Below are 25,580 nucleotides of genomic sequence, written 5' to 3'. Positions count from 1 at the left end.
GGGTCTCGTATCTCGGGGTTCCGTCCGATTCGGTCGGTCCAGCGTCTGACTCGGGCGCGCCGTCGGTTTCCTGGCCGGTGTCCTGCGCTCAGGGCAGGAGTTCGTTCGGACATGTTCTTCAGGAAAGGTCCGAAAGGACATGTCCGATCGCGTATGCGCGAAAGGACAGGTCCCAAAGGGCCTGTCCTTCGTGCCATGCGCTCGTTCAGCGCTTCGAGATCTCGGCGTCGAGCTGGCGCTCGATGGCCTCGAGCTCCCGCATCTTGCGCTCGAAGTCGTCGCCGCCGCTGCGCTTGCGGCCGGGCCCGAGGGCGCGGGCGCTGCGGCCGCCGGTGACGGCCTTGCGCTCGCCGCTGCCCGCCACCAGGCGGTAGCCGATGTAGCCGGCGCCGGCGAGGGCGCCGACGAACAGGACGTTGCCGAGGACGGCGAAGAACAGGCCGAACACCATCCTGGCGGCGATCATCAGGGCGAACAGGCCGCCGAGCACGAGCAGGGAACCCTTGGCGAAGCGGGCGGCGACGCCGGGGCGATCGTCGTCGTCATGTTCGTATGAACCCATGGACATCATGGATAGGCGATGGCGGAGGCGGTGGCAAACCCTCCGGCGAGGTCGGCCGCAAAGTCGCCCGGGGCGGCCCCACGCGCGGTCCCGAGGACCCCCCGCGCCGTTAAGTCACACGCGCGTCACGGCGCCGGAGTGGCCGGCCGAGGTCCGGCCGGGTCCGGCAGCTCGTGGCCGCCGTCGTCGGACGGCCTCGCGCCCGGAGCCGGCTTGCGCGGCAAGGGAGCGGGCTTCGGACGCGCTGCCGACCGTTTGCCGGCGGCTGGAACGCGGTCCTCGGCGGGCGGGACGGACGGGGACGCCTGGGACGGCCCGGCGCCCGACGGGGGCGGCTGGAGGGCCAGAAACGGCGCCATCGAGGCCGGGCTGCCGGGGACGTCGGCGCCTGGCGATGGGCTGGCAGGGCCGTCTGCGAGGCCTGGCGCGTCGCCTGGGGGCGATGCCGGGGGGACGCTCGCTGCAGGCGAGCCGGGAGGACGGGCGGGGACGAGGCCCGGGAGGGGCGGCTGCGCGGCCGACGGGCCGTGGAGCGCCGCGGCCTTCTTGGCCGCGGACGAGGGCGCGGGGGGGTCTGCTGCGAGCGCGTCGGCGTGGTCGGCGGTGCCCGAGCACTCGCCGTGCTGCGGGTCGGTGCAGGGCTCCTCGGGGACGCTGGCAGGCTTCAGGGTCGAGGCGGGGATGACAGGACCCATGCGGCCCGTGGCGGAGCCGGACGGGGACTTCGCGGCCGGGCGAGGGGTCGACAGGGCGACCGCGCCGTCGAACGAGCCGCTCACGGGCCGCCCCGGCGCAGGGCGCAGCGAGCCGCTGACGATCCCGGCGGTGACGAGGCACAGGCCCGCGGCGACCAGCAGCGGCACCAGGCGACGCGGCGACAGGCGGGGCGAGCCGGGTTCGGGCGGCACGGCCCAGCGGGTGGCCGACTCGCTGGCGCGGCCGTAGGGCAAAGTGGGGGCGCTGTCGTGGATCGAGGTGGCGGTGCGCGACAGGACGGCGCTGCTGTCGGCGGCGTCGAGGATGTCGCGCAGGGCGTGCTCGCCGGTGCTGGCGGCGTCGGACACGGGCACGAGGCCGGCGCGCCCCGACAGGCGCGCCCGGTCGACGCGCATGCTGAGGGCCGAGGCCTGCGGCTCGAGGTGCTCGGTGAAGTCGTCGGCGTCGCCGGTGTCGAGGGTGCCGCTGAACTGCAGCCGGCCGACCTCGATCGCGGCCATGGCGTTGGCGAGCGCCATCACCGTGGGCCAGCGATCGTCGGGCGACTTGGCGAGGGCGCGCAGGACGATGGCCTCGAGCTCGGCGGGGATCCGGCGCCGCACGGCCGCAGGAAACGGCGCGGGCGGGGTGATGAGGTGGGCCGCGAGGACGTGAGCCGGGCGCGGGTCGACGAACGGCACCCGGCCGGTGAGGCACTCGTAGAGGATGACGCCGAGCGCGTAGACGTCGGTGCGGCGATCGATGACGCCGGTGCTGATCTGCTCCGGCGCGGCGTAGCGGGCCAGCCGCAGCGCCGCCTTGGGATCGGCGCACGACCACACCCGCCCGCCGCTGGCGACCAGCAGGCCGGGGCTGACGACCTTGAGCGTGCCCGGGTCGTTCTTGTCGCGCACTGGATACAGGCTGCTGGTCGAAAGATCCTGGCGGATCATTCCGTGCTCATGGGACAGGTGGACGATCTGGCAGGCGCGCACCAGCAGCGAGCGCAGGCGCTGCCACGGCGGCGGGCCCTGGCGCGCGAGCTCGTCGGCCAGGCTGGCGTCCGGGAACATGTCGGTGACGACGAAGATCCGGCCGCGCTCGTCGTGCCCGAGGTCGAGGAGATCGACGAGATCGGCCAGCAGCGGCACGTCGCCGCGCGGCAAGCGGAGGTTGCGGCTGCGGCGGAGCTCGAGGCGGGCGACGAGCTCGTCGCCGACGACGAGCTCGGGGGGTACGAACCTCACTGCGATCGGTCGCCCCAGCTCGAGGTCCTCGCCGCGCATGAGCTCGCCGAGCGTGTCACGCCCGAGCCGGCTGGAGAGGCGATAGCGGCCGCCCAGCAGGACACCTGGCCCCGAGGTCATCGAGACGTCGGCGCGCGGGCTGTCGTCGGTGCTCGCCATGATCGATCCGCCGGAAGCATAGTGACCAGCGGACGGACGAGCGCAAGAAATTTGCTTTCTCGAGGCTGACCGATCGGTCAGATCGATCACAGGCCGCGATCGCATTCGATCCTCGGTCGCGAGCGAACGCCGTCGCGACGGCGCCATCGGCTCGCGACAGACGGCCGCACGACGCGGGGGATCGCAGTGCGCCGGACGGGCGAGCCGCCTGCGGACTTCGCGCAAAACCGGCCGAAGCGCCCGAGTACGGCGGAATTCCGGTCGCAAGCGCCCGGCCAGCAGGTCCATCGGCCGCCGGATCGGGCATACTCGCGTCACCGTGGCGCAGCAAGACGACAAGGGTGGAAAGCCCGCGAGCTCTCCGGGTCGGCCTCCGATCAATCTTCCCGGCGGGCCGCTCCGGGACGACGAGATTCCCCGCGATCCCGCAGATCTGTTCGACGCGATCATCGTCGACGAGCGAGCGACGGGGCTGGGCGTGGCGGCTCGGCCCGGTGCGATCCCGCCGATGCCCACGATGCCGCCGATCGAGGTCGACATCGACGACGACATCGAACTGCAGGCCGACGAACCGGCGCGCCCGCCGACGCGGCCGGTGCCGCCGGCGCCGCGAGCGCCCGAGGTGAAGACCGAGAAGATGGAGCCGCCGAAGGCGTCCGCGCCGGCGCCTGCGCCCGCGAAGCCGGAGCCGTCGCGGCCGTTCGCCAAGCTGAACGAGCCCAAGCCCGCGGCCGAGTCCGGCAAGCCGGCGCCGCCGAACCTGGGGCTCGGCGGGCTCGGCAAGAGCCTCGGCGCCATGCCGATGCGTGGGGTCTCCCGACCCACGCCGGCGCTCGGCACCACCACGCTGATCGGCAGCGGCGCCAACTCGAAGGCGCCGTCGCAACCGCAGCCGGCCGCGGCCGGCCCGGTGCCGCCCGTGGTCCCGCCGGTCGCCGGGGCGGGCGCCCCGCCGGCTCGGCCAGGCAAGCCGGAAGAGGTCGCGGCGGCGAAGACGATCCCGGTCGATCTCGAGGTGGACATCGACGCCGAGCCCTCGGGGGTCACGCCGCAGATCGACGTGCTGGCGGCGACGGCCCGCGACGGCGAGATCGATCCGGCCGTGGTCCAGGCGGCCCGCGCGCCCGTCGAGGCGCCGCGCGCCTCCGACTCGGCGACGCGCCTGTCCTCCGACTCGGCGACGCGCCTGTCCAACCCCGACACCACGCCCCGGCCCGGCCCGGCGGCGCCGATGCCCGAGGCGCTGCGGACCCGCCTGCTCGCCCGCGGCGCGCCGCCGCCCAACCCGAGAGGACAGGCTCCTTCGGACAGGTCCCCTCTGCCAGGTGCTCCGGGACAGGTCTTCGGGGACAGGTCCTCGGGGCCAGCTCCGCTCGCGCCCGGCGAGCCGCCGCGCTCGCGGACCACGCCGATGTCGGGCCCCTCGGGGGTGCCGGCGACCGGCGCGCGCGGGCCCTCGGGGCCGGTGACGCGGACCATCTCGAGCCCGGCGATGGCGGCCGAGAACCCGTTCCTGCGCGCGGCCCAGGCCCAGATCGAGGCGTGGGAGGCCGAGCTGGCGACCCAGCCCGATCTGTTCCGCGCGGCCCGGCTGTCGTACGAGATCGGCCGGCTCTACGAGTACCCGCTCGGCGACGTCGCCCAGGCGTCGACCTACTACCTGCGCGCGCACGGGCTGGCGCCGGAGTTCCTGCCGGTGGTCCGCGGGGCGCGGCGCTCGCTGCTGGCGCAGAAGAACTGGTCGCGCGCGCTGCCGCTGTTCGACACCGAGATCCGGCTGACCTCGGACCAGAAGCGCAAGGCGGCGCTGCTGGCGGCCAAGGCCACGGTGCTGCTCGACGGGCTCGCCAACGAGGGCGAGGCGCGCTCGACGTTCGCCCAGGCCCGCGACCTCGATCCGAGCAACGTCGCCTACCTCCGCGCGCTCGAGCAGCTCGACGCCAAGGCCGGCGCGTGGGACCAGCTCGAGCGGACGACGGCGCAGCTGGCCAGCGCGGTCGAGAAGGACCCGCGCCTGCGCTCGGCGCTGGTGGCCCGCCGCGCCCACCTGGCCGAGGTGCGGCTCAAGAGCGTCGGCAGCTCGGTCGAGCTGCTCGAGACGGCGCTCGACCTCGACCCGGCGGCCTCGGGCGCGTTCGCGGCGCTCAAGCGCCTGCACCACGGGCAGCACCGCTGGCGCGAGCTCATCAGCGTGCTCGAGCGCGAGGCGCAGCAGCTGAGCGACCCCGAAGTGCGGGCGATGTCCTACTACCGGATCGCCCGCCTGCACTCCGAACGGCTCGGCAGCCGCGACAAGGCGATCGCCGCGCTCGAGCGCTCGGTCACCGAGAGCCCGCGCTACCGCCTGGTGCTCGAGGAGCTGATCCGCCTGTACGAGGCCGCGGAGCGCTACGACGCGATGACGCGCACGCTGCAGACTCTGGTCGAGCTGCTCGAGCTGCCGTCGGAGAAGATCAGCGTCCTCTACCAGATCGGCGACATCGTCGAGAACCGCCTCCACAACGAGGACGAGGCGATGGTCTGGTACGAGGCGGCGCTGGACATCGAGCCGGCCTACCGCCCGAGCCTGCGCGCGCTGTCGAAGCTGCTGACGCGCAAGAAGCAGTGGGACCGCCTGCTGCACATGCTGCAGGCCGAGGCCGAGGCGGTCAACGACGCCCAGCGGGCGGCCGCGGCGTACACCAAGATGGCGGAGATCCACGAGATCCAGCTCGAGGATCCCGAGCGGGCGATGGAGTACCACTCGCGCGCGCTGACGCTGCACCCGGGCCTGGCGACCGCCTTCAAGGCGCTGCTGCGCCTGTTCGCCGCCGCGGGCCGCCACCACGAGCTCATCGAGCTGCTCGAGCGCGGCATCGACTCGGCCGAGGAGGACGATCGCCGGATCGCCTACCTCACCCGCATCGCCGACCTCTACATCGACTACCTCAACGAGCCGGTCCAGGCCGCTCACACGTACCGCCGGATCTTGAAGATCGACCCCGACCACATCGGGGCGATCCACGCGCTGCAGCGGGCCTGCGAGGTCGCGGGCCGCTACAAGGAGCTGGTCGAGGCGATCGAGCTCGAGGCGAGCAAGACGCTCGACAAGCCGCGCATCGTCCAGCTGCTCCACCGCGCCGGCGAGGTGCTCGACGAGAAGCTCGACGACCGCGACGGCGCGCTGGTCCGCCTGCGCCGCGTGCTCGAGGTCGACCCGAAGTACGCGCCGGCGCTGGCGAGCATCGGCCGCCTGTACCATCGGACAGGTCGCTGGGACGAGCTGCTGAACACCTACGAGCGCGAGCTGGTGATCACGCCGCCGGGCAAGGCCGCGGTGGCGCTGCTGCACACGATGGGCGGGCTGTGCGAGAGCCGGCTGGCCGACACGCGGCGAGCGATCGGCTGCTACCGCAACGCGATCGAGATCGACGCCAAGCACGGGCCTTCGCTGCACTCGCTGCAGCGGCTGCTCGAGCGCGGCAAGAGCTGGCAGGAGCTGGTCGACGTGCTGGAGACCGAGCTGCGCGGGCTGTCGGAGCCGCGGGCGCGGGCCCAGGTGGCCTACCGGATCGGCCGCGTCTACGAGGAGCACCTCGGCGACCCGCCGCGGGCGGTGGTCGCCTACCAGGCGGCGCTGCAGGCCCTGGGCGACTACCGGCCGGCGCTCGACGGCCTGGCCCGCGTGCGCGCGGCGCTCGAGGCGTGGCCCGGGGTGGTCGAGGACCTGGCCCAAGAGGCAGCCACGGCGAAGGACGGCTCGCTGGCCACCGCGGCGCTGCTGCGCGCCGGTGAGGTGTTCGCCGAGCAGCTCGGCCAGGCGGAGCGGGCCATCGCCGCGTACGAGCGGGTGCTCGAGCGCGAGCCCGGCAACCTCGCGGCGATGCTGGCCCTCGACGCGCTGTACCGCCAGCAGGGCATGTGGAAGTCGCTGGCCGACCTGCAGGTGCGGCTGTCGAAGCACGTCGCCGACGACGGCGCCAAGGTGGCGGCGCTGCGCGAGCTGGCCCGCCTCTACGAAGGCCCGGTCGGCGCCGACATCGACACGATCCGCAACACCTACGCGGCGGTGCTGCAGCGCGCGCCCACCGATCCGGTGGCGCTGTCGGGGCTCGAGCGGCTGGCGATCGCCGGGCGCGACGACCAGACCCTGGCCCGCATCGACGCCCAGGTCGTCAACATCGAGGGCGAGGACCCGACGCTGCTCGGCGCCTACTACACGCGCCTCGGCGAGACGCTCGAGCGCGCCGGCTCGCTGCAAGCGGCGGCCAAGAGCTACGAGATGGCGCTCACCGGCGATCCGGAGAGCCTCGGGGCGATCCTCGGGCTCGTGCGCGTGTCGACGCTGATCGACGATCCGCGGGCGCTGGCGGCCGCCAAGGCGCGCCTGGCCGCGGCCGAGCGCAGCGGCGAGACGGCGGCCAACCTGCTGGTCGAGACGGCCAAGATCCGCCTGCAGCGGCTCGACGATCCGGAGTCGGCGACGCGGGACCTCGAGCTCGCGCTCGAGCGCTACCCCGACCACGCCGAGGCGGCCGACATGCTCTACAAGATCCTGCTCATGCTCGAGCAGGGCACGCGCCTGCTCGAGAAGCTGTCGCAGGCGGCCGCGGCGGCCCGCGGGGCTGAGCGCTCGGCGGCGCTGTGGCTGCGGATCGCCGAGCTGTACGCCGACGAGCTCGGCAACCTGGCCGGCGGCATCAGCGTGTTGCGACGTGTCCTTCGGGACAGGCCGCGCCACGTGCCGATGCTGCTGTTCTTGGCCGACCTCTACAACCGCAACGCGCAGTGGGGCGACGCGGCCGAGATCTACGGGGAGATCCTGCAGGTCGCCAGCCAGCCCGACGCGCTGTTCACCGCCAACCGCAACCTCGCGGGTCTGCTCGCCGATCACATCGGCGACCTGCCGCGCGCGCGTCAGTGCCTCGAGGCGGCGCTGCAGGCGCGGCCCGACGACCGCGGGGCGCTGCTGGCCCTCACCGACGTCTACGCCCGCATGGGCGACGGTGCGGCGGCGGCCGAGACGGCGCGGCGGCTGCTGCGGGCCTCGACGACCATCGACGACCGCGTGGCCGCGATCGTCCACCTCGCGCACATCGAGCTGCACCAGGGCCGCCGCTTGCAGGGCCTCGAGGCGCTGCTCAGCGCGGTCGCGCTCGAGGGCCCCGACGGCGTCGCGGCCGGCGAGTACGCCAAGCAGGTGCAGAGCGCCGACGACTGGGAGTTGTACGAGCAGGCGTTGATGCGGCACCTGCAGCAGGTCGCCGGCGACGACGCCAAGCTCGGGCGCGCCTACCTCGAGCTGGCGCGCGTGCAGGGCGAGGCGATGCAGCGGTCCGACAAGGCGATCGGCACGCTCGAGTTCGGCATCGCCGAGGTCAAGCAGAACCTGCCGCTGCGGCTGGCGCTCGGCGAGCGTCTGCGGGCCCAGGGTCTGGCCGATCAGGCCGGCGCCGTGTTCCGTCAGGCGGCCGGGCTCTACCCCGCGTCGCCCGATCCGTGGCGCGGCCTCGTGCAGTGCTACGTCGACCGCGGCAAGATGGCCGAGGCCGCGCTCGGCCTCGGGCCGCTGTGCGTGCTCGGAGCCGCGAGCGAGTCGGACATGCGGGCGCTGACCCGCATGACCCCCAAGCCGGCCTCCGCGGCCCCCAACTCGTTCGCGCCCGAGGTGCTGCGGGCCCAGCTCGATCGCAGCCAGCAGGGCGCGGTGGCCGAGAAGCTGATCAACGCGATCAGCCTCAGCCTCAGCAAGCTGTACCTCGGCGACCTCAATCGCTTCAGCGTCAACGCCAAGGAGAAGATCACGGCCCGCTCCGGCAACCCGCTGCGCGGCTTCGTCGACAAGATCGCGGGGTTGTTCGGCCTGCCCGACTACGACCTCTACGTCTATCGCGGCGCCGGTACCACGGTCAGCCTCGAGTTCGGCGCGCTGCCGGTGGTGCTCGTGCCGGCCACGGTGCTGCGGCTGTCCGAGCCGCAGCAGGCGTTCGTCATCGCGCGGGCGCTGGCCTACGTGCAGCGCGGCCTGCAGGCGGTGACCCGCTTCAAGGCCTCGGAGCTGATGCTGATCCTCGCCGCCGCGGCTCGCACCGCCGCGCCCAACTACGGCTCGAACCTCGCCGATCCGAGCGCGCTCGACGACCTCCAGCGGCGCATCGTCAAGGTGCTCGGCCGGCGCGAGCGGCAGGTGCTGCAGGATGTCTCGGCCGAATACGCTCAGTCGGCGCCGGTCGACTTCCACGCGTGGTACGCCGACCTCAAGACGACGTCGCTGCGCGCCGCGGCGCTCATCGCCGCCGACCTGCCGTCGTGCGCGGCCCTGCTGCGGCAAGAGGACCAGGCGCTGCTCTACCTCGAGGGCGAGGAGCTCGTCTTCAACTCCGAGGTCATCGCCGACCTCCTGCGCTTCTGGTGCAGCGAGAGCGCGATCGATCTGCGCCGTCGCACCGGCCTCCTGACGGGGTAACATCCCCGTCCGGAGGTCGGACATGACGATACGCGGAACCTGGGTTGCGACGGCCCTCCTGGCCGTCGCGTGCGGGGGCGGGGGCGGCGGCGAGACCGAGACGGAGGCGACCGCCGCCTCGACCGACGGGACGGCAGCTGGCCCGACGACCATGTCCTCGGAGACAGCCTCGACCGGCGGCCCGAGCCCCACCTCCGAGCCGACGACTGCGGGTCCGACGAGCGACCCGACGACGGGCCCCGGCACCAGCGGGCCGACCACCGACACGACCGCCGGGCCGACCACAGAGCCGGGCACGACGACGAACACGACCGGGCCCGACACCACCACCGGCGCGGGCGACGACAGCACCCTGTGTGCCTCTCAGGCCGAGGGTCTGTTCTTCCCGGCCGACGCGATCTGGTACCACGACGCGTCGAGCGACCCGGTCGCGCCCGATTCAGCCGCGATCACGCAGTGGATGGTGCAGAACTCGCCGCCGAACGGGTGGGGCACCGGGACGATGCGGATCGACTTCAGCATCACCGCAATCGACGCGCCGGCCGGCACCGAGAAGCGGACCTACGAGCTCGACAACGACTACTACTACTCGCCCGACTGCGACGTCGCCCCGATCCCGCTGCCGCCCGGCGGCGTGGTCGAGGACTACCCACAGGACATCCCGCCCGCCGACAGCTTCGAGGGCTACGACTGCAGCGGCTACCAGGACGGCGCCGACTGTCACATGATCGTGGTGTCGCGCAGCGAGCAGCGGCTCTACGAGGTCTACCACGCGACCGTCGACGCGCAGTCCGATCAGTTCACCGCCGGCTGCCTCGCGCTGTGGGACACCTCGAAGACCTACGACCTCGACGGCCGCGGCCAGCAGTGCACCAGCGCCGACGCGGCGGGCTTCCCGATCGCGCCGCTGTTGTTCTCGGCCGAGGAGGTCGCGGCCGGCGAGATCAACCACGCGATCCGGTTCATCCTGCCCAACTCGATGATCCGCGCCAAGAAGTACGTGGCGCCCGCGACCCACGGCACCAACACCACCGGGCCGATGACGTCGATCCCGTACGGCGGCCACATGCGCCTGCGCGCCGACTACCCGGTCGAGAACCTCAGCCCCGGCGCGCAGGTGATCGCCAAGGCGCTGCAGAAGTACGGCATGTACATGTCCGACGGCGGCAACATCGCCCTGACCGCGCAGAGCGACGTGTACGGCTGCGCGACCTGGGACGACGTCGGCGTCGACCCGTTCTCGCTCGAGGACCTCAAGGCCACCGACTTCGAGGTCATCGATCACGGACCGACGATCGACGTGACCTACGAGTGCGAGCGGACGCCCATCATGGAGTAGGGCGCCCGCCCGCGGGGTGGGTTCACGGCAGGCCGTGGACCCACTTCGACCACGCGATCAGGACGTCCGCGGCGGCGTCGATCTTGCTGAAGGTCTCGACGCCGATCGAGTTGGTCTCCTCGTAGTGGTCGCCCTCGGCCTCGGTGATCCACGGCGGATCGCCGAGCACCCAGTCGTACTCGGGCACGATGTAGCCGAGCTCGTCGTTGCCCATGCCGATGATGAAGCGGTAGGTCCCGTGCATCTTGTCCTTGAGGTACGGGGCCTCGGGCGCCTCGAGCAGGTTCGGCGGGTTGGTGTTGTTGGGGTCGACGAGCGGCTTGGTCGGCACGTTGATGTGACTGCCGTCGTAGCCGCCGATCGCCAGCTCGGGGAACAGCTCGCCGGGCACGGTGAGGAACTGCGCAGGCCCGAGGTTGATCAGCGCCGCCTCGGTCTCGATGTACATGCCGTCCATCTCCATGAACGTCTCGCGGTCGAAGATCCCGAGCTGGAACATGGCCTGGAAGTTCTGGTTGTCGACCCGCAGCTTGAACTTCTGCGCCTGCAGGTCGAGCTTCGGCGCGTCGATGGCGTCGCCGTTGGCGAGCGCGTCGAGGGCCATCTCGCCGAGCAGCTGGCCGATCGCGTCGGCCTTCTCGAAGGTGCCCGACTGGTAGGTCTCGCCGTCGGGGGTCTTGACCGCCATGCCGAGCGGCGTCATCAGGCCGCCGACGGCCGCGTTGAGGAACAGGCACGGGCCGCCGACGCCGGGCTTGCCGGGCGACTGCAACCACTGGCTGCCCTGCTCGAGCGTGCGCCGCAGGCCGTGGGCGAAGTCGCTGGTGATCAGGGTGTTCTCGTCGGACAGCGCCTCGGGGTGGTTGCCGAAGCTGACGAGGCTGGCGATCGTCTGGGCCTCGCCGTCGATCAGCTGGACCGCGCCGATCATCTCGTCGACGACGAACGGGTCGCGGCTGTCGTTGATGACGTTGCCGACGCCGTTGGCGTGGTAGGTCGAGGTGTCGACCTCGCCGACGACCATCTGCGCGACCTGCTTCTTGGCGGCGTCGGCGGCGACGATCGACTCGACGATGGCCTGCCGCACCTGCTCGCGGTAGGCCGGGTCGTAGCCGCTGACGAGCTGCTCCGGGCCCCACAGGCCCATGCTGTCGGGGCCCTCGTGGTTGTGCAGCGCGTGCAGCAGGACGTAGTCGACCTCGAGGCCCATCTGCGCCAGGCTGTCGCGGATCGCCAGCGTCTCGTTGTTGAAGAAGCCGACCAGGTCGAGGGTGACGATCGCCAGCTTGGTGTTGCCCTGCTCGAGCACCAGCGCGCGCGCCCACAGGCCGTCGCCCTCGCCGACGAGGCCGAGGCCCTCGCCGCGCACGCCGGTCGCGGGCCGGCCGTTGTGAAAGCCGGCCAGCCAGCTGGCCTGAAACTCGCCGTCGTCCTCACCGGTGTCGGCGGCGACGTAGCCCGGGTCGCCGGGACACAGGCGATCGCAGCCGCAGTCGAGGAAGACCTCGCCGGGCGGCTCGTACTCGGCGTCGGCGTCGAGGTCGGTCCACGCCTCGAAGCAGTTCGGCACGATCGACAGCACCGACGCGCCCGCCAGCAGCTCGGCGTCCGGCACCGGATCGCAGTGACCGTCCGGATCGCCGGGACACACGAGCTCCGGCACGACGTCGGGCGGGGGCGGGCCGTCAGTGTCGGTGTCCCCGGTGGTGGTCGTCGTCGTGGTGGTCGTCGTCGAGTCGGTGGTGGTCGTCGTCGAGGTCGTGGTCGCGGTCGGATCGGTGGTCGTGGTGGTCGTCGTCGACGTGATCGCGTCGGTGGTGGTCGGCACGACCGTCGTCGTCGGACCCTCGGTGCTCCACGTGGCGCTCTCGGTGGTCCCGGTGGTGGTGATCGACGGGGGATCGTCGCTGGTGGTCGAAGTCGACGACGAGCTCGAGGTGGAGGAGTCGGTGTCCGTGGTGGTGGCGGTCGAGTCGCCGCAGGCCAGCGGGAATACGGCCAGGGTGAGGAGAAGCGGGCGGGATATCATCACGACGCATCGTAACCGAGCCCGCCCGCGCCCTGGACGCGCGCGCGTGAGGACTGGCGTGGTCGCGGGCGAAGGACCGGGCCGATCGAGCATGTCCTTGGGGACAGGTAGGCGGCTGAGCTTGCGCACGGGCTCCGCTCCGCTACGTTTGCCCCGCCATGCACCGTCTCGCGCTCGTCGTCTCCTGCGGCCTGCTGGCCTGCCAGCCCAAACCCGAGCCCGGCGGCGGCGATCCGCCCGCGAGCGGGATGAGCCTCGAGTCGGAGGCGTTCGCGGCGGGCGCGGAGATCCCGAGCGAGTACACCTGCGAGGGTAGCGACGTCTCGCCGCCGCTGCGCTGGTCGGGGGTGCCCGCGGCGGCCAAGAGCCTGGCGCTCGTCGAGACCGATCCCGACGCACCCGACCCGGCCGCGCCGAAGACGATCTACACCCACTGGATCGTCGTCGATCTGCCGCCGAGCGACGGCTCGCTGCCCGCCGGCGTGACGCCCGACCGCCTGCCCGCGGGCGCGCGCGAGGGCACCAACGACTTCAAGCGCGTCGGCTACGGCGGGCCGTGTCCGCCGGTCGGTCGCCATCGCTACTTCCACACGCTCTACGCGCTCGACACCACGCTGCAGTCGCTGCAGGCCCCGACCCGCGCGCAGCTCGAGCAGGCGATGGCCGGGCACGTGATCGCCAAGGCGGAGCTGATGGGCACGTACCAAAAGCAGAAGGCCCCGTGAGCGGGCGCGCGCGCGTGCCGGGCTGTCGCTCCGGCCGCTCGCCCGGCGACAAACTGTCACTGCGGTCGGCGGGCGAGGCGAGGGGAGACGCGGAGATCCAGCCGCCACGAGTGGTGCGGATCTTGCCTCGGATTGCAGCGTGACCCCTCGCTCCGCGCTGCTGCCCGTCTGTCTCGGCCTGCTGCTCGGGTGCGGCGATTCGACCGCCGAGCCCGAGGTCGCGATCGAGGCGGCGCCGGCGGTCGAGGCGGCGCCGGCGATCGAGGCGACGCCCGCGGCTTGCGACGGCTGTTCCAACGGACAGGTCCCCGAGGACAGCATCGCCGAGACCGAGCTGCCGCTGACGCTGCTGGCCACCACCACCGCGGCCGACCCCGCCGGCAGCCAGGCGACCATCCGCGACGATCCGAGCGGCGTGATCCGGGTGTTCCGCGTCGGCGACCTGGTGTGGGAGGGCACGACGATCGCGGCGGTCGATCGCGGCGCGGTGATCCTGACCCGCGCCGGGCAGCAAGAGCGCCTGGCCATGGGGACAGGTACGGTCGAGCTGCGCGCGACCGACGTGTACTACCCCGACCTGTTCGCCGACGAGGACTTCGCCGGCGTCCTGGCGCAGGGGGTGAAGCTGCCCCCGGGGCCAGGTTACGTGGTCAAGAACGACGACCACGCGTGGGGCACCCCGCGGACGGTCCGGCTGCTTCAGGAGTCGATCCGCGCCTATACGCGCGGCGGACGGGGCGGGCCGAAGGTCCACGTGGGCGACATCAGCCTGCACGGCGGCGGCGTGTTCCCGCCCCACCTGTCGCACCGCCACGGGCGCGACGTCGACGTCGGCTACGTGCTGGAGGGCACCGACGCCGACGTGACGCGGTTCATCACCGCGACGAAGGACAACCTCGACGTCGCGCGCTCGTGGGCGCTGATCGAGGCGGTGCTGGCCACCGATCAGGTCCACTACGTGTTCATGGACTACGGCCTGCAGAAGCTCTTCTACGAGCACGCAATCGCTGCGGGGGCCAGCGCACGCCGCTTGAACGACGTGTTCCAGTACCCGCGCGGGGAGGGAGCGCCCTTCGGCGTCATCCGGCACTGGCGAGGCCACCGCAACCACTTCCACGTCCGCTTCCGCGAGTGAGTCGGCGACGGGCGAGGGCTTGCTCGCCGCGCCCGCGCTCGGCAACACTGGATCGCAGCGGCGCAGCGCTCCGCGCCGTGAGACCGAGCGCACGCGGTGACGTCGCGCCGGTCGCGCGAGCCCGCGAGAGCGTCCATCTTGAGGCCGAGATGACCAGCGTCGACGTCCATGCCCTCGCGCTCGAGAAGGTCGGACGGATCTTGGGTCCCCACCGGGCGCGGACGCTGCTGCAGGCGTATCTCGCCCGTGCAGAGAAGCTCGCGCTGGCGACCACCGACGACCTGCACGCGTTCGGCGAGGCGCTCGGCGCCTACGGCGGGATCGAGCAAGCGGTCGGCGCGCTGCTGATGGTCCAGGCCGTGCTCATCGAGACCGCCGAGCCGCCGCTCCCGCCTCGCCAACCGCGCTGACCCGGGCTGCCTCGCGCCGCGACGGGCTTGCCGCCGGCGGTCGGCGGCGTCAGTCTGTCGCCCCCGATGTCCGAACGACCTGCCCACCGGCCCACCGCGATCCTCGTCGGCGTTCAGCTGCCCGGCGTCGGCGACGCGGAGTACGCCGCCGACCTCGCCGAGCTCGCCCGCCTCGTCGACACCCTCGGCTACGACGTCACCGCGACGGTGACCCAGCGCCGCGAGACGCTCAGCAAGTCCGTGGTGCTCGGCGAGGGCAAGCTCAAGGAGCTGGCCGAGCTCACCGGCGGCCGCGGCTTTGTGCCCTCCGCCGTGCCGGTGCGCAAGGACAAGGCCCGCCAGCGCCGCGAAGAGGAGGGCGGCGAGGGCGACGACGAGGTCGAGTTCGACGACTTCGAGGACGACGCCGGCCAGGTGCCGATCGTCGGCAAAGATGTCCCCGGGGACAGCAAGAAGCGGCCGGCGCTGGTCGCCGTCGATCACGAGCTCGGGCCCAGTCAAGCGCGCAACCTCGAGCGAGCCACCGGGGTGCAGGTGCTCGACCGCACCGGCGTGATCGTCGAGATCTTCCACCGCCACGCGCGCAGCCGCGAGGCCCGGCTGCAGGTCGAGCTGGCCCGTCTGGCCTACGTGGCGCCGCGCCTGCGCGAGACCGGCTCCCGCGGCGAACGCCAGGCCGGTCGCGGCGCCGGCGAGACGGAGCTCGAGTTCGATCGCCGGCGGATCCGCGACCGCATGGCCGAGATTCGGCGCGAGCTCGAGGGGGTCCACCGCGAGCAGGACCACCGCCGCGAGCACCGCGCGGGCCAGCCGACGGTCGCGCTGGTCGGCTACACCAACGCCGGCAAGAGCTCGCTGATGCGCGCTCTCACCGGCAGCGAGGTGCTGGTCGCCGACCAGCTGTTCGCTACCCTCGACACCACCGTCCGCGCGCTCCACCCCGAGTCGCACCCGCGGATCCTGGTCTCGGACACCGTCGGCTTCATCAAGAAGCTGCCGCATGACCTGGTGGCCTCGTTCCGCTCGACCCTCGACGAGGCCCGCCACGCCGGCCTGCTGCTGTTCCTGGTCGACGCGTCGGACCCGACCTTCCGCGAGCAGTACGCGGTCACCCGCGAGGTCGTCGGCGAGATCGGGGCGATGCAGGCGCCGTCCCGCCTGATCCTCAACAAGGTCGACCGCCTTGACGAGGAGCAGCGCGCCGAGCTCCAGCGCGAGTTCCCCGACGCGATCCAGATGTCGGCGCTGAACAAGGACGACGTCGCCCGCCTGCACGCGACGATCGTGGCGTTCTTCGGCCAGGCGCTGGTCGAGGCGGAGCTGCTGATCCCGTGGCCGCAACACGCGCTGGTCGCCCAGCTCCACGGCGAGGCGCAGGTGCTGTCCGAGAAGCACGAGGAGGCCGGCACCCTGATGCGCGTGCGCATCGAGCCCGACACCCTGAAGCGCGTGCGCGGGGCGCTGGGCCCGGGCGCGGAGTGATGCGCCCGGCGATCGCCGGGCGCCGGCGCGGCTCGCTATCCGAAGCGGACGACCGAGGCCGAGTCGCTCTGGGCTGATAGGATGGGCTGATCATGGCCGACGATCCCGAGGCGCGAAGGGTTTCCGAGCTGCTCGACCGGATCACGCGCGGCGAGCTCGGCGAGGCCGAGGCCGAGGAGCTCGAGCTGTACGCGCAGCATGACCCGGAGCTGCGAGCGGCGATCACGGCGCGGACGCAGCAGGCGACGCTGGGCGGCGGCTGGCTGGCGCGGGTCGAGGCGGATCACCGCATCGCGCGCGCCGAGCGATCGCCGCGGGTGCTGCTGGAACGCGGGCTCGGCGGGCTGCTGGTGGCGCTCGGCTGGCTGACGTGGGTCGCCGCGCCGGCGCTGGGGCCGGGAATGGTCGTGGTCGGCCTCGGCCTGCTCGTGTACTCGTGGATCCGCGTGAACCACCGCCAGGACCCCTACAAGGACATTCAGCGATGACCAGCACCCCCGCAGTCCTCCACGCCGCCGACCTCGCGCACCGCCGGGCCGGCGAGATGCTCGTGACCACCACCGAGACAGTCACGGGGTTCCGCGTCGTCCGCGTGCTCGGGCTGGTGCGCGGCAACACGGTCCGCACCCGCAACCTCGGGCAGGACTTCCTGGCCGGGCTGCGCAACATCGTCGGCGGGGAGGTGACGCAGTACACGGCGATGCTGTCGCAGAGCCGCGAGCAGGCGCTCGACCGCATGCGCGCGGAGGCTCTGGCGCTCGGCGCGAACGCGATCATCGCCATGCGCCTGACGACGTCGACGGTGATGGCCGGCGCGGCCGAGATCCTGGCCTACGGGACGGCGGTCATCCTCGCGCCCGAAGAGTGAGCGCGGGTGAGTCTGGCCCTCGGGGCATGTGCGTACGACCATGTTTGATCGAACATGGTGTGAAAGGCATGTCCATGAGCACATGCTTCGTAGCACATGCTCATAATAACATGGTGGATAAGACATGGCTGATGACGCATGCTCCGAAGTACATGGCGAAGAGGGCATGAGTGTTGCGGCATGTCGAGAAGGACATGCTTCAAAAGCCATAATCGCCGACGTCGCAGCGTAGGCGAGGAGCGGGCAGTTCGGCGATCACCTCGCGCCGATTTCGCCGGAGAGCGCGCGGCCCGGGCCAGGACGCCCGGCGGAGACGGCGAGGAGTTTCCTGCGGTCGTGAAGTCCGGTCCGACGACCCTCGCGTCGCTGCGCCGTCCAGGGTCGCTTCGGCCGTGGACCACGCGGACGGGTCCCGGCGCCAGGGCGACGTGTCGTCAGCGACGGCGATGCGTTCCTGCGGTCATCGGCCGGCTCGCGCTGGGTGGTGATCAGGCAGCACGAGCTGGCCGACTTGTTCGAGTGAGTCCCGCGCGCATCCCTTGATGCGTCGCCGCGGCGATCGTCGCGCCGGTCGAGCGACCCGCACGGGTTCATGCACCCTGGCGTGCGCGGCGGAACCGGACTCGGCGGCGCGCAATCCCGGCGCGGCCCGCCGAGCGGAGTTGTGGCATCCTGCAGGCGTGACTTACGCCGCCTGGTTCCAGTGCTTTCGCGGGTGTCCCGGCCGATTCGGGCTCACCGAGGTGATCTATCGCTGCCCGCAGTGCCACGGCCTGCTCGAGGTGCAGCATGACCACGCGGCGCTGCGCTCGCGCTCGCCGGCGGCGTGGATGCGGCTGTTCGACGAGCGCTACGGGCGGACGCAGTGGCCGTTCGGCAGCGGGGTGTGGTCGAAGCTCGAGTGGGTGCTGCCGCAGATCGAGCCGGGCAACGTGGTGTCGCTGTTCGAAGGCAACTCGAACCTGCTGTGGGCCGAGCGCTTCGGCAAGTCGATCGGGCTCGATGACTTATGGGTGAAGCAGTGCGGGATCAGTCACACCGGCTCGTTCAAGGACCTGGGCATGACGGTGCTGGTGTCGGCGGTGAAGCAGGCGATCGCCGAGGGCCGGCCGATCCGCGCGGTGGCGTGCGCGTCGACGGGAGACACTTCGGCGGCGCTGGCGGCCTACGGGGCGGCGGCGGGGATCCCGGTGGTCGTGCTGCTGCCGGCCGGCAAGATCAGCGCGGCCCAGCTGATCCAGCCGGTCGCCAACGGGGCGATCGTGTGCAGCCTCGACACCGACTTCGACGGCTGCATGCGCGTGGTCCAGCGCCTCACCGAGGACCCGAGCATCTACCTCGCCAACTCGATGAACTCGCTGCGCGTCGAGGGCCAGAAGACGGTTGCGCTCGAGATCGTGCAGCAGTTCGACTGGCAGGTGCCGGACTGGGTGCTGATCCCCGGCGGCAACCTCGGCAACGTGTCGGCGCTGGCCAAGGGGTTCGAGATGATGCTCGACCTCGGGGTGATCGCCCGGCTGCCGCGGATCGTGTGCTGCCAGGCGCAACACGCGGACCCGCTGTACCTGGCGTTCGCGCGCGCGCAGGCGGAGGGCCGGCCGCTGCGGGAGGAGGATTATGCGCCGCAGCAGGCCCGCACGACGCTGGCGTCGGCGATCCAGATCGGGGCGCCGGTGTCGCTGCCGAAGGCCGTGCGCGCGCTGCAGCGTTGCGAAGGGCTGGTCGAGGAGGCCAGCGAGGCCGAGCTCGCCGACGCGTCCGCGCTCGCCGATCGATCGGGGATGTTCAACTGCCCGCACACGGGCGTGGCGCTGGCGTGCTTGCTGAAATTGGCGAAGCGCGGGGTGATCGGTCGGCGCGAGCGGGTGATCGTGATCTCGACCGCGCACGGGCTCAAGTTCACCGAGTTCAAGGCCCGCTACCACGAGGGCAAGCTCGAGTTCCCCAGCACGTACGCGAATCAGCCGGTGCCGATGGGCAGCGAGCCCGAAGAAGTGGTGGCGGCCCTGCACCGGGTGCTCGACGCGCGCGCGGGGTAGCGGCGACTGTGAGTCGTTTCTGCCTGAACTTGCTGACTTTTCAGACAGTGTCTTTTCAGACAGACGCCAGTGCCTGGCTCGGCGAGGCCTGGCCGAGGCGATCGCACTTCTACGCCTGATTTGAGGCGAACGCCAGCTCGCGCCTACGGGGCCGAGCGCGCCGTGTCTGCATGTTCCCGTCGGCGCGAATGACTCGGCGGTGTCGGCAATGGTGTCTGGAACACGCGATGACTGCGGCGGCGCTCGGATGTCTTTCGGGACATGCCCCTCTCGCTCAGCCGACGAGCTTGTCGAGCTCGTCCTTGACGCGGTCCTCGACGCGGCCCTTGAACGCGCGCAGCAGCAACGGCAGGGCGACCTGGACGCGCACGTGCGACTCTTCGATGCTGATCGTGCCGGTGGTGCCTCGGGCAGGGCCCTGAGGGGCGTTGAACGCGAGGTCGTCGCCCTTCCACTGCCAGCGGATGTCGAACTTGGCTTCGAGGCGCCTGGCGAGCGCCTCGGTGCGCTCGCGCGCCGTGGCCTTGCCGAGCGGGTTCGCGCGACGGATGTCGATCTGGGCCATGATGACTCTACCTCCGGACCACAGAGCAAGATGAACGGAGCGCCACAGCCTGTCCAGGCCACGGCGGTGATGCAGATGTCCGAAGAGACAGATGCGTAGCGTAGCGACGCGTGCCACCGCGTTGCGAGCGTGGACGCGATGGTGATGCTCGTCGTCTATGGCCTGGAGCGAGGGTGTGCCCGCGGCGCGGGCTCGGGAATGCGCGGCCGGGTTCGCGCGTCGGGTGGGTGTGCGCGCCTGGCTCTCGATCGTTCCGCTCCTGCTCTTCGCCTGTGCGAGGCCCACGCCCGCGGTCGCACCGCCGATCGCGGAAGCGCCGAGCAGCCCGGCGCTTCCGGTCGTGGAGCGCGTTGACGGTTCGGCGCAGCCGCTGTTCGCGGCGGCGCAGGTCGAGGGGGTGTTCGTCCTGCGCTCGCTGACGACGGGCGAGCAGATCGTGACCGACGCGGCGCTCGCGGGGGTCGGCGAGCTGCCGGCGTCGACGTTCAAGATCCCGAACGCGCTCATCGGCCTCGAGCGCGGGGTGCTGGCAGGCGCCGACGCGACGCTGAAGTGGGACGGCGTCGAGCGCGGAGGCTCGCCCGAGTGGGACCGCGATCACGATCTGGGATCGGCGCTGCGCGACTCGACCGTGTGGTTCTTTCAGGAGGTCGCCCGCAGGATCGGGGCGGAGGCGATGCGTGCGTCGCTGGTCGCGTTCGCCTACGGCAACGCGGACATCGGCGGCGGCATCGACCGCTTCTGGCTGCAGGGGGCGCTGCGGATCTCGCCGCGCGAGCAGGTCGAGTTCATGAGCCGGCTGCACCGCCGCGCGCTGCCGGTGGCGCGCGAACACATGGCGTTGGTCGAGCACATGCTGACGCGAGCGCAGGCACCCGGGTGGTCCTGGCGAGGCAAGACGGGGCTCACTGCACACGAAGGACGCGCTGTGGGCTGGCTGGTCGGTCTGACCGAACGCCGCGGCACCACGTGGGCGTACGCGCTGATGCTGCGGGCACCGGAGGCCGAGGTGGAGCGGCTGATGCCCGTGCGCGCCGAGCTGGCGCGGGCGCTGCTGATCCACTACGGGGCGTTGCCGGCGGAGGCGGGGCGCTGAAGGCTGCGGGGGTGCAGCCGAATCGAGGTGCACTTCGGGACAGGTAGGCGGCCGTCGCGTCGTCTGCCTTCTGTTCTCGGGGACAGGTGCCGCGCCGCGCTCACGTGGCGCGCGCGGGGCGAGTGATGCGGAACGTCGGGCAGGTGTCGGCGTCGTTCCACAGCCAGGTGTGCGGGCCGGCGGCGGACTCGCGGAGGCGGTCGTCGACGGCGCGCCACAGCTGATCGAGGTTCGCGGGCAGGAGGCAGGTCGGGGCGAATTGCGACGGGTCGGCGAGGTCGCGCCAGATCTGCTGGCAGTAGGCGAGCAGGTCGTTCTCGTAGAAGCGGACCAGCGGGGCCGACACCAGCGGGCCGCGGTGCCAGCGGCGCAGGCCGTCCGCGAGCGCGCGGCCGAGGTCGAGCAGGAGCGGGCGCGGGACCCGATGCGTGAGCAGCAGGTGCTTGCTCAGGTCGTGCTGCACGCCGAAGAAGTGGTAGTCGCGACCGGCCCGCACGCGCCGGGGTTCGGGCAGGCGCAGGCGAGACGCGAGGGCCAGCGCGGTGTAGTAGGCGGCGGTGCCGAGGGCGAGCGGGAGCTCGCCGCGGAGGTTGCCTTCGAGCCATGTCCGTTTGTTCATGGCCGAAGAGGCAGCTTGATAATAGCGCGGCCGCGGACCGAGCATGGGCGCCCGCGCTATCAGGCTGGCCGGCGCGGGGGCGCCGTCGATGACGCCGCGGGCGTCCCAGGTGAAGCCGAGGCGCTGCAGGTAGGCGCGCACGGCCGGGTGGCCGCCGAGGACGTCGACGCGGCCGACGACGGCCGCGTGGGCGGGGACGTCGTGGGCGGGGAAGCGGAGCAGGAGGCCGTGGTCGTCGCGGGCGAGCGCGGGGGCGACGCCGAAGCGCCGGCGATAGGCGCCGAGGAAGGGGCGGAGCAGGGCGGCCTCGGCGTCGGGACCCGCCGGCTCGGGCAGCGGCGCGGTGGCGACGTCGAGGAGCATGCGCGGCCTTCAGGGCGGCGAGCGCTCGTCAGGGCACCGGGACGAACTCGTCCCAGCCGTAGCGGCGGAGGTAGTTGCCCCACACGCCCTCGCACACGCGATCGTAGCGGCAGCCGGCGCACTCGGGCCGCTTGTGGCGGGCGCTGTCGTCGAGGTCGGCGCGGCGCACGGCGACGAGGCCGCCGTCGGGGCCGGAGCGGCGCTCGGCCAGGCGCTCGGCAGGGATGAGGTCGGTGTGCACGGCCACCGGCGGCTCGAAGTGGACGTAGTCCTCGACGTAGCCGCGGTTGTGGTCGGGCAGCCGGGTGGTGGTGCAGAGCGGGATGTCGACGAAGAACGCCTGAGCCTGCCGCTCGCGCGCGGACGCCTGGTGCAGGAAAGCCTCGGCGGCCGTGGCGATCTCGGTGTAGGTCGGGAACAGCTGGTCGAAGAAAGTGTTGGCCCGGCCGTTCGCCTGCATGACGTTGAAGACGACCTGGTCGACGCCGCGCTCGCGCAGGAACGCGTAGATGTCGTGGAGGTGGGGCAGGTTGCGCTTGGTGACGACAGTGCTGGTGTGCAGCGCGACGCCGAGGCGCTTGTAACGGGCGATGGTGGCGATGCCGCCGACGGTCTGCTCGAAGCTGCCGGGCGTGCGGGTGAGGCCGTCGTGCAGCTTGGCGGTGTGGCCGTGGATGCTGACGTAGACCTTGTTGAGCCCGGCGGACAGCAGGAGGCGCGCGTAGCGGTCATAGCTGAGTGCGCGACCGTTGGTCATCATGCTGATCTGGCGGGCACCTGCCTCTTTGGCCATCTTCACCCAGACGGGCAGCCGCTGGTTGGTGGTCGGCTCGCCGGAGGTGAAGCACACTTCTTCGAAGGCGTCGTGCTGGCCGAGGATCCAGCGCACCGTCTCGTCCGTGGTGGCGGAGTTGACGACGTAGCGGCCGTCGCGGTCCTCCTCCATGCAAAAGATGCAATTGTTGTTGCACACCGCGCCGGTCAGGATATGCACCCGCGGCGCCTTGCCGGCGATCCGCGCCTCGATCGCGCCGCCGGCGGGCAGGCGTTCACCAGGAGCCGTGGGAGCCGTGGGATCCATGCGAGCCGTGTGAGCCGTGCGAGCCGTGCGAGCCGTGCGAGCCGTGCGAGCCGTGCGACGCGTGACCCGGATCGCCGGGCGCGAAGGTGGCTGCGGCGACGAGGTCGCCGCTCGGCACGCCCGTCTCGGCGTATTCGAGCGCCTTGTCCGAGATCTCACGATGCTCGGGCCCAAGCACGGCGCTGGCCTTCTTGCGAAATGAGACGAGCTCGTCAGGATCAGGGGCGGCCATGGCTGCACCATAACCGAACCTCCGCGCGCTTCGCAGCACGAACCAGTGAGCTCGCGCGGGGCCGGTGCGAAGCGGCGGTAGCACCAGCCGAACGGCTCCAGAAGCGGCATTGCCGACAACTTGACACCGGGCGGGCCCCGCCCGTAGCGTCCCAGAAAGGTTCTTCGCATGCAGATTCGGGCACTCTCCCTCGCGCTGTTGGTCGCCGCGGCCTCGACGTCCGGCTGCAGCGACGACTTCGAGTTCCCCAACAGCTCCGGCAAGCCGACGGCGCCGGACGCCTCGAGCACGACGACGACGACGACGGGCGAGACGCCGGTGACGTCCACGCAAGGGACGACGGCCGTGGACACGACCACCGGCGATCCCACGGAGGTGCCGACGAGCTCGACGACCGACCCGTCGGGCGGCGGCATGTGCAACATCTACGACCAGGACTGCTCCGGCGACCAGAAGTGCACGGCGTACGCGAGCCCCAACACCTTCATCCCGGAGGGCATCAAGTGCGTGCCCGTGCCGGACGACCCGAAGGCCCCCAATGAGCCGTGCAGCGTCGGCGCCGAGGGCCTCGGCGACGACAACTGTGCGCTCGGCACGGTCTGCCTCGACCTCGACTACGACGGCAGCGGCTTCTGCCTGCCGTACTGCACCGGGGACTCGCAGAACCCGGTGTGCGAGGGCAGCGACACCACCTGCGTGAAGCTGTTCTTCGGCTACGACTTCGGCAACTGCTTCAAGCAGTGCGACCCGCTGCTGCAGAACTGCGCCGACGGCGAGGGCTGCTACATGGACGCGATCAAGGTCGGCGGCACCGGCTTCGTGTGCCTGCCGGTCGTGCAGGGCGGGGCGGAGGCGACCTTCCAGGACACGTGCATCGGCTGGTCGTCGTGCGCGCCGGGCTTCGCCTGCATCTACGACTCGCTCGTGCCCGACTGCAGCTTCTCGTACTGCTGCTCGCCGTGGTGCGACCTGTCCGAGGGCGACGGGCCGTGCCAGGAGCTGAGCGACAAGATGTCGTGCATCGCGTGGTACCCCAAGGATCAGGCCCCGCCGGGGTTCGAAAACGTCGGTGTCTGCGGGATCCCGGAGTAGCGGTCCCCCGGACGATTTCGGGCGGGACGCGCGCAATTTACGCTGAGAAATCAGCGTTTGGGCCTGGAAAAGCCGAGAAGACGGCCAACTTCGGGGTTTGTGCGCGATCGTTGGCGAAGTGGCGTGAGTCGGTAAAGCTGCCGTAAACTCACCGCCCGGGCCGTCCCGGCGGTGTATCAAAGCCGCCTGGGGCTACTGCGGCCCCCACGGAGGAGACTCAGATGCCAATGTCTCGGACAACTTCCCTCACCCTGCCGATGCTGCTCGCGTTGTTCGCGTCGCAGCTCGCCGCCTGCGCGCCGACCGTGTTCGACGACGCGACGGCGCTGGCCGTAGTCGGGGACCCGCCGCCGTTGCCGGCGCCGCCGCCGCCACCACCACCTCCCGAGCCGGAGCCGGAGCCGCCCAAGCGCGTGGTGGTCGAGGACAACAAGATCTCGATCGGCGAGAAGATCCAGTTCGACCTCGACAAGGCGACGATCCGCCCCGAGTCGGACGGCCTGATGGCCGAGATCATCTCGGTCATCAAGGAGAACCCGCACATCAAGAAGATCGCCATCGAGGGTCACACCTCGAGCGAGGGCACCGACAAGCACAACCTCAAGCTGTCGGACGCGCGCGCCAAGGCGGTGATGGAATATCTCGTGAAGAAGGGCGAGCTGCCCAAGGAGATGTTCACGGCCAAGGGCTACGGCGAGACGCGCCTCATCGCCGACGAATCGACGGAGGAGGGCAAGGAGAAGAACCGCCGCGTCGAGTTCAACATCGTCGAGCAGGACGTGACGAAGAAGAAGGTCGAGATCGATCCGAAGACCGGCCAGAAGAAGGTCGTCGAGGAGTCGACGTCGACCATCGCCAACCCGTCGCCCGAGACGCCGGCCGAGGGTGGCGCTGCTGCGCCCGCGCCCGCGCCCGCCGCCGACCCGGCCAAGGCCGCCAAGTAGAAGGGAGCCACGAACATGCGCACTTCCACGATCCTCTGCTCCCTGTTCGTCGCCGCGATGGCGACCGCCTGCTCCGGCGTCAAGCGCGACGCCGAGACCTACCGCGCCGACACGCGCTCGCTGCTCGAGACCAAGAACAGCGCGGTGAAGGCCTGCTACGACCAGGCCCTGGTCGACGACCAGAACGTCAGCGGCGAGGTCCTGGTCCGCTTCAAGGTCGAGAAGAAGACCGGCCGGCTGTACGACGTCGCCGTCGACCCCACCGGCACGCAGGCCCCCGAGACGCTGCAGTCGTGCATCGTCCGCGCCGTCGACGGCCTGGTGCTCGACCCGGTCGATCGCCGCGAGGGCGTCGCCTCGTACAAGTACACGTTCAAGGCCAACCCGCCGGTCCAGCTCTGAGCTGATTCGGGGGTGAGGCGCGGCCGTCGGGGTTCACCCCGGCGGCCGTG

20 protein-coding genes are annotated in these 25,580 nt (G+C 71.6%); 13 read left to right on the top strand and 7 right to left on the bottom strand.

Annotation, left to right across the window (positions count from 1 at the left end; all coding sequences use genetic code 11):
* Positions 1-205: 205 nt before the first annotated feature.
* Both OV090_RS28285 and OV090_RS28280 read right to left on the bottom strand, forming a co-directional pair.
* Positions 206-562: a hypothetical protein gene (locus tag OV090_RS28285; RefSeq protein ID WP_267707737.1), complete on the bottom strand. Its 357-nt coding sequence runs from the start codon at positions 560-562 to the stop codon at positions 206-208.
* A gap of 125 nt (positions 563-687) precedes the next feature.
* Complete coding sequence (locus OV090_RS28280; RefSeq protein WP_267707736.1) at positions 688-2,664, bottom strand: serine/threonine protein kinase; 1,977 nt, start codon at positions 2,662-2,664, stop codon at positions 688-690.
* Positions 2,665-2,983: 319 nt separating this feature from the next.
* Between OV090_RS28280 and OV090_RS50985 the strand changes: the two genes are divergently transcribed.
* Entirely contained in the window at positions 2,984-9,109 is a 6,126-nt protein-coding gene (locus OV090_RS50985; protein ID WP_267707735.1) for a tetratricopeptide repeat protein, read from the top strand.
* 22 nt (positions 9,110-9,131) lie between these two features.
* Positions 9,132-10,448: a hypothetical protein gene (locus OV090_RS28270; RefSeq protein ID WP_267707734.1), complete on the top strand. Its 1,317-nt coding sequence runs from the start codon at positions 9,132-9,134 to the stop codon at positions 10,446-10,448.
* Between the two features lie 22 nt (positions 10,449-10,470).
* Here the strand turns inward: OV090_RS28270 and OV090_RS28265 are convergent, their stop codons facing one another.
* A complete protein-coding gene (locus OV090_RS28265) occupies positions 10,471-12,477 on the bottom strand; it encodes a hypothetical protein (RefSeq protein WP_267707733.1) in 2,007 nt (668 codons plus the stop codon).
* 248 nt (positions 12,478-12,725) lie between these two features.
* On the opposite strand from OV090_RS28265, the gene OV090_RS28260 reads away from it, so the two are divergent.
* The 7 genes from OV090_RS28260 to thrC all read left to right on the top strand — a co-directional run bounded on the left by OV090_RS28260 (position 12,726) and on the right by thrC (position 19,136).
* Positions 12,726-13,202, top strand: a complete 477-nt coding sequence (locus OV090_RS28260) for a YbhB/YbcL family Raf kinase inhibitor-like protein (RefSeq protein ID WP_267712098.1) — start codon at positions 12,726-12,728, stop codon at positions 13,200-13,202.
* A gap of 139 nt (positions 13,203-13,341) precedes the next feature.
* Positions 13,342-14,337, top strand: a complete 996-nt coding sequence (locus OV090_RS28255; RefSeq protein WP_267707732.1) for a penicillin-insensitive murein endopeptidase — start codon at positions 13,342-13,344, stop codon at positions 14,335-14,337.
* 149 nt (positions 14,338-14,486) lie between these two features.
* Positions 14,487-14,747 carry a hypothetical protein gene (locus tag OV090_RS28250; RefSeq protein WP_267707731.1) on the top strand — a complete coding sequence of 87 codons (261 nt, stop codon included), beginning with the start codon at positions 14,487-14,489 and terminating at the stop codon, positions 14,745-14,747.
* A 66-nt stretch (positions 14,748-14,813) separates the two neighbouring features.
* Positions 14,814-16,229, top strand: coding sequence for a GTPase HflX (gene hflX / locus OV090_RS28245; protein ID WP_267707730.1), 1,416 nt, complete (start codon positions 14,814-14,816; stop codon positions 16,227-16,229).
* Positions 16,230-16,321: 92 nt separating this feature from the next.
* Positions 16,322-16,717: a hypothetical protein gene (locus OV090_RS28240; protein WP_267707729.1), complete on the top strand. Its 396-nt coding sequence runs from the start codon at positions 16,322-16,324 to the stop codon at positions 16,715-16,717.
* Complete coding sequence (locus tag OV090_RS28235; protein ID WP_267707728.1) at positions 16,714-17,097, top strand: YbjQ family protein; 384 nt, start codon at positions 16,714-16,716, stop codon at positions 17,095-17,097. The genes OV090_RS28240 and OV090_RS28235 overlap by 4 nt, the downstream gene beginning before the upstream one ends.
* Positions 17,098-17,777: 680 nt before the next feature.
* Positions 17,778-19,136 carry a threonine synthase gene (thrC, locus tag OV090_RS28230; protein WP_267707727.1) on the top strand — a complete coding sequence of 453 codons (1,359 nt, stop codon included), beginning with the start codon at positions 17,778-17,780 and terminating at the stop codon, positions 19,134-19,136.
* Positions 19,137-19,410: 274 nt separating this feature from the next.
* On the opposite strand, the gene OV090_RS28225 is transcribed toward thrC, so the two are convergent.
* Positions 19,411-19,701, bottom strand: a complete 291-nt coding sequence (locus tag OV090_RS28225; protein WP_267707726.1) for a polyhydroxyalkanoic acid system family protein — start codon at positions 19,699-19,701, stop codon at positions 19,411-19,413.
* A gap of 340 nt (positions 19,702-20,041) precedes the next feature.
* Here OV090_RS28225 and OV090_RS28220 point away from each other — a divergent pair, with 340 nt between their 5' ends.
* The gene (locus OV090_RS28220) at positions 20,042-20,797 is read left to right on the top strand and encodes a penicillin-binding transpeptidase domain-containing protein (protein WP_267707725.1); all 756 of its coding nucleotides are present in this window, start codon (positions 20,042-20,044) and stop codon (positions 20,795-20,797) included.
* 100 nt (positions 20,798-20,897) lie between these two features.
* Here OV090_RS28220 and OV090_RS28215 read toward each other — a convergent pair whose 3' ends face one another.
* From OV090_RS28215 to hxsA4, 3 genes are read right to left on the bottom strand one after another with little or no spacing between them, the layout of a single operon-like run.
* On the bottom strand, positions 20,898-21,779 hold the full coding sequence (locus OV090_RS28215) for a hypothetical protein (RefSeq protein ID WP_267707724.1): 882 nt from the start codon (positions 21,777-21,779) through the stop codon (positions 20,898-20,900).
* A gap of 28 nt (positions 21,780-21,807) precedes the next feature.
* Positions 21,808-22,860, bottom strand: a complete 1,053-nt coding sequence (hxsC4, locus tag OV090_RS28210) for a radical SAM protein HxsC4 (protein ID WP_267707723.1) — start codon at positions 22,858-22,860, stop codon at positions 21,808-21,810.
* Positions 22,829-23,092, bottom strand: a complete 264-nt coding sequence (gene hxsA4, locus OV090_RS28205; protein WP_100792712.1) for a His-Xaa-Ser repeat protein HxsA4 — start codon at positions 23,090-23,092, stop codon at positions 22,829-22,831. Before hxsA4 ends, hxsC4 begins: the two co-directional genes overlap by 32 nt.
* 168 nt (positions 23,093-23,260) lie before the next feature.
* Between hxsA4 and OV090_RS28200 the strand changes: the two genes are divergently transcribed.
* From OV090_RS28200 to OV090_RS28190, 3 genes are all read left to right on the top strand, one after another.
* On the top strand, positions 23,261-24,184 hold the full coding sequence (locus OV090_RS28200; RefSeq protein ID WP_267707722.1) for a hypothetical protein: 924 nt from the start codon (positions 23,261-23,263) through the stop codon (positions 24,182-24,184).
* A 227-nt stretch (positions 24,185-24,411) separates the two neighbouring features.
* Complete coding sequence (locus OV090_RS28195; RefSeq protein ID WP_267707721.1) at positions 24,412-25,128, top strand: OmpA family protein; 717 nt, start codon at positions 24,412-24,414, stop codon at positions 25,126-25,128.
* Between the two features lie 15 nt (positions 25,129-25,143).
* On the top strand, positions 25,144-25,530 hold the full coding sequence (locus OV090_RS28190) for an AgmX/PglI C-terminal domain-containing protein (RefSeq protein WP_267707720.1): 387 nt from the start codon (positions 25,144-25,146) through the stop codon (positions 25,528-25,530).
* Positions 25,531-25,580: the final 50 nt, after the last annotated feature.

This window comes from Nannocystis sp. RBIL2 (assembly GCF_026626745.1).
GTDB lineage: Bacteria > Myxococcota_A > Polyangia > Nannocystales > Nannocystaceae > Nannocystis.
The sequence above is the reverse complement of the archived record's forward strand: the minus strand, read 5'-3'. Positions and strand labels throughout refer to the sequence as shown.

Excerpts from the sequence above, each read along its gene's own strand:
- OV090_RS28285 (WP_267707737.1), bottom strand. The coding sequence starts at position 562 with ATGGGTTCATACGAACATGACGACGACGATCGCCCCGGCGTCGCCGCC.
- OV090_RS28280 (WP_267707736.1), bottom strand. The coding sequence starts at position 2,664 with ATGGCGAGCACCGACGACAGCCCGCGCGCCGACGTCTCGATGACCTCG.
- OV090_RS28270 (WP_267707734.1), top strand. The coding sequence starts at position 9,132 with ATGACGATACGCGGAACCTGGGTTGCGACGGCCCTCCTGGCCGTCGCG.
- OV090_RS28265 (WP_267707733.1), bottom strand. The coding sequence starts at position 12,477 with ATGATATCCCGCCCGCTTCTCCTCACCCTGGCCGTATTCCCGCTGGCC.
- OV090_RS28260 (WP_267712098.1), top strand. The coding sequence starts at position 12,726 with ATGAGCCTCGAGTCGGAGGCGTTCGCGGCGGGCGCGGAGATCCCGAGC.
- OV090_RS28250 (WP_267707731.1), top strand. The coding sequence starts at position 14,487 with ATGACCAGCGTCGACGTCCATGCCCTCGCGCTCGAGAAGGTCGGACGG.
- hflX (WP_267707730.1), top strand. The coding sequence starts at position 14,814 with ATGTCCGAACGACCTGCCCACCGGCCCACCGCGATCCTCGTCGGCGTT.
- OV090_RS28240 (WP_267707729.1), top strand. The coding sequence starts at position 16,322 with ATGGCCGACGATCCCGAGGCGCGAAGGGTTTCCGAGCTGCTCGACCGG.
- OV090_RS28235 (WP_267707728.1), top strand. The coding sequence starts at position 16,714 with ATGACCAGCACCCCCGCAGTCCTCCACGCCGCCGACCTCGCGCACCGC.
- OV090_RS28225 (WP_267707726.1), bottom strand. The coding sequence starts at position 19,701 with ATGGCCCAGATCGACATCCGTCGCGCGAACCCGCTCGGCAAGGCCACG.
- OV090_RS28215 (WP_267707724.1), bottom strand. The coding sequence starts at position 21,779 with ATGCTCCTCGACGTCGCCACCGCGCCGCTGCCCGAGCCGGCGGGTCCC.
- hxsC4 (WP_267707723.1), bottom strand. The coding sequence starts at position 22,860 with ATGGATCCCACGGCTCCCACGGCTCCTGGTGAACGCCTGCCCGCCGGC.
- hxsA4 (WP_100792712.1), bottom strand. The coding sequence starts at position 23,092 with ATGGCCGCCCCTGATCCTGACGAGCTCGTCTCATTTCGCAAGAAGGCC.
- OV090_RS28200 (WP_267707722.1), top strand. The coding sequence starts at position 23,261 with ATGCAGATTCGGGCACTCTCCCTCGCGCTGTTGGTCGCCGCGGCCTCG.
- OV090_RS28195 (WP_267707721.1), top strand. The coding sequence starts at position 24,412 with ATGTCTCGGACAACTTCCCTCACCCTGCCGATGCTGCTCGCGTTGTTC.
- OV090_RS28190 (WP_267707720.1), top strand. The coding sequence starts at position 25,144 with ATGCGCACTTCCACGATCCTCTGCTCCCTGTTCGTCGCCGCGATGGCG.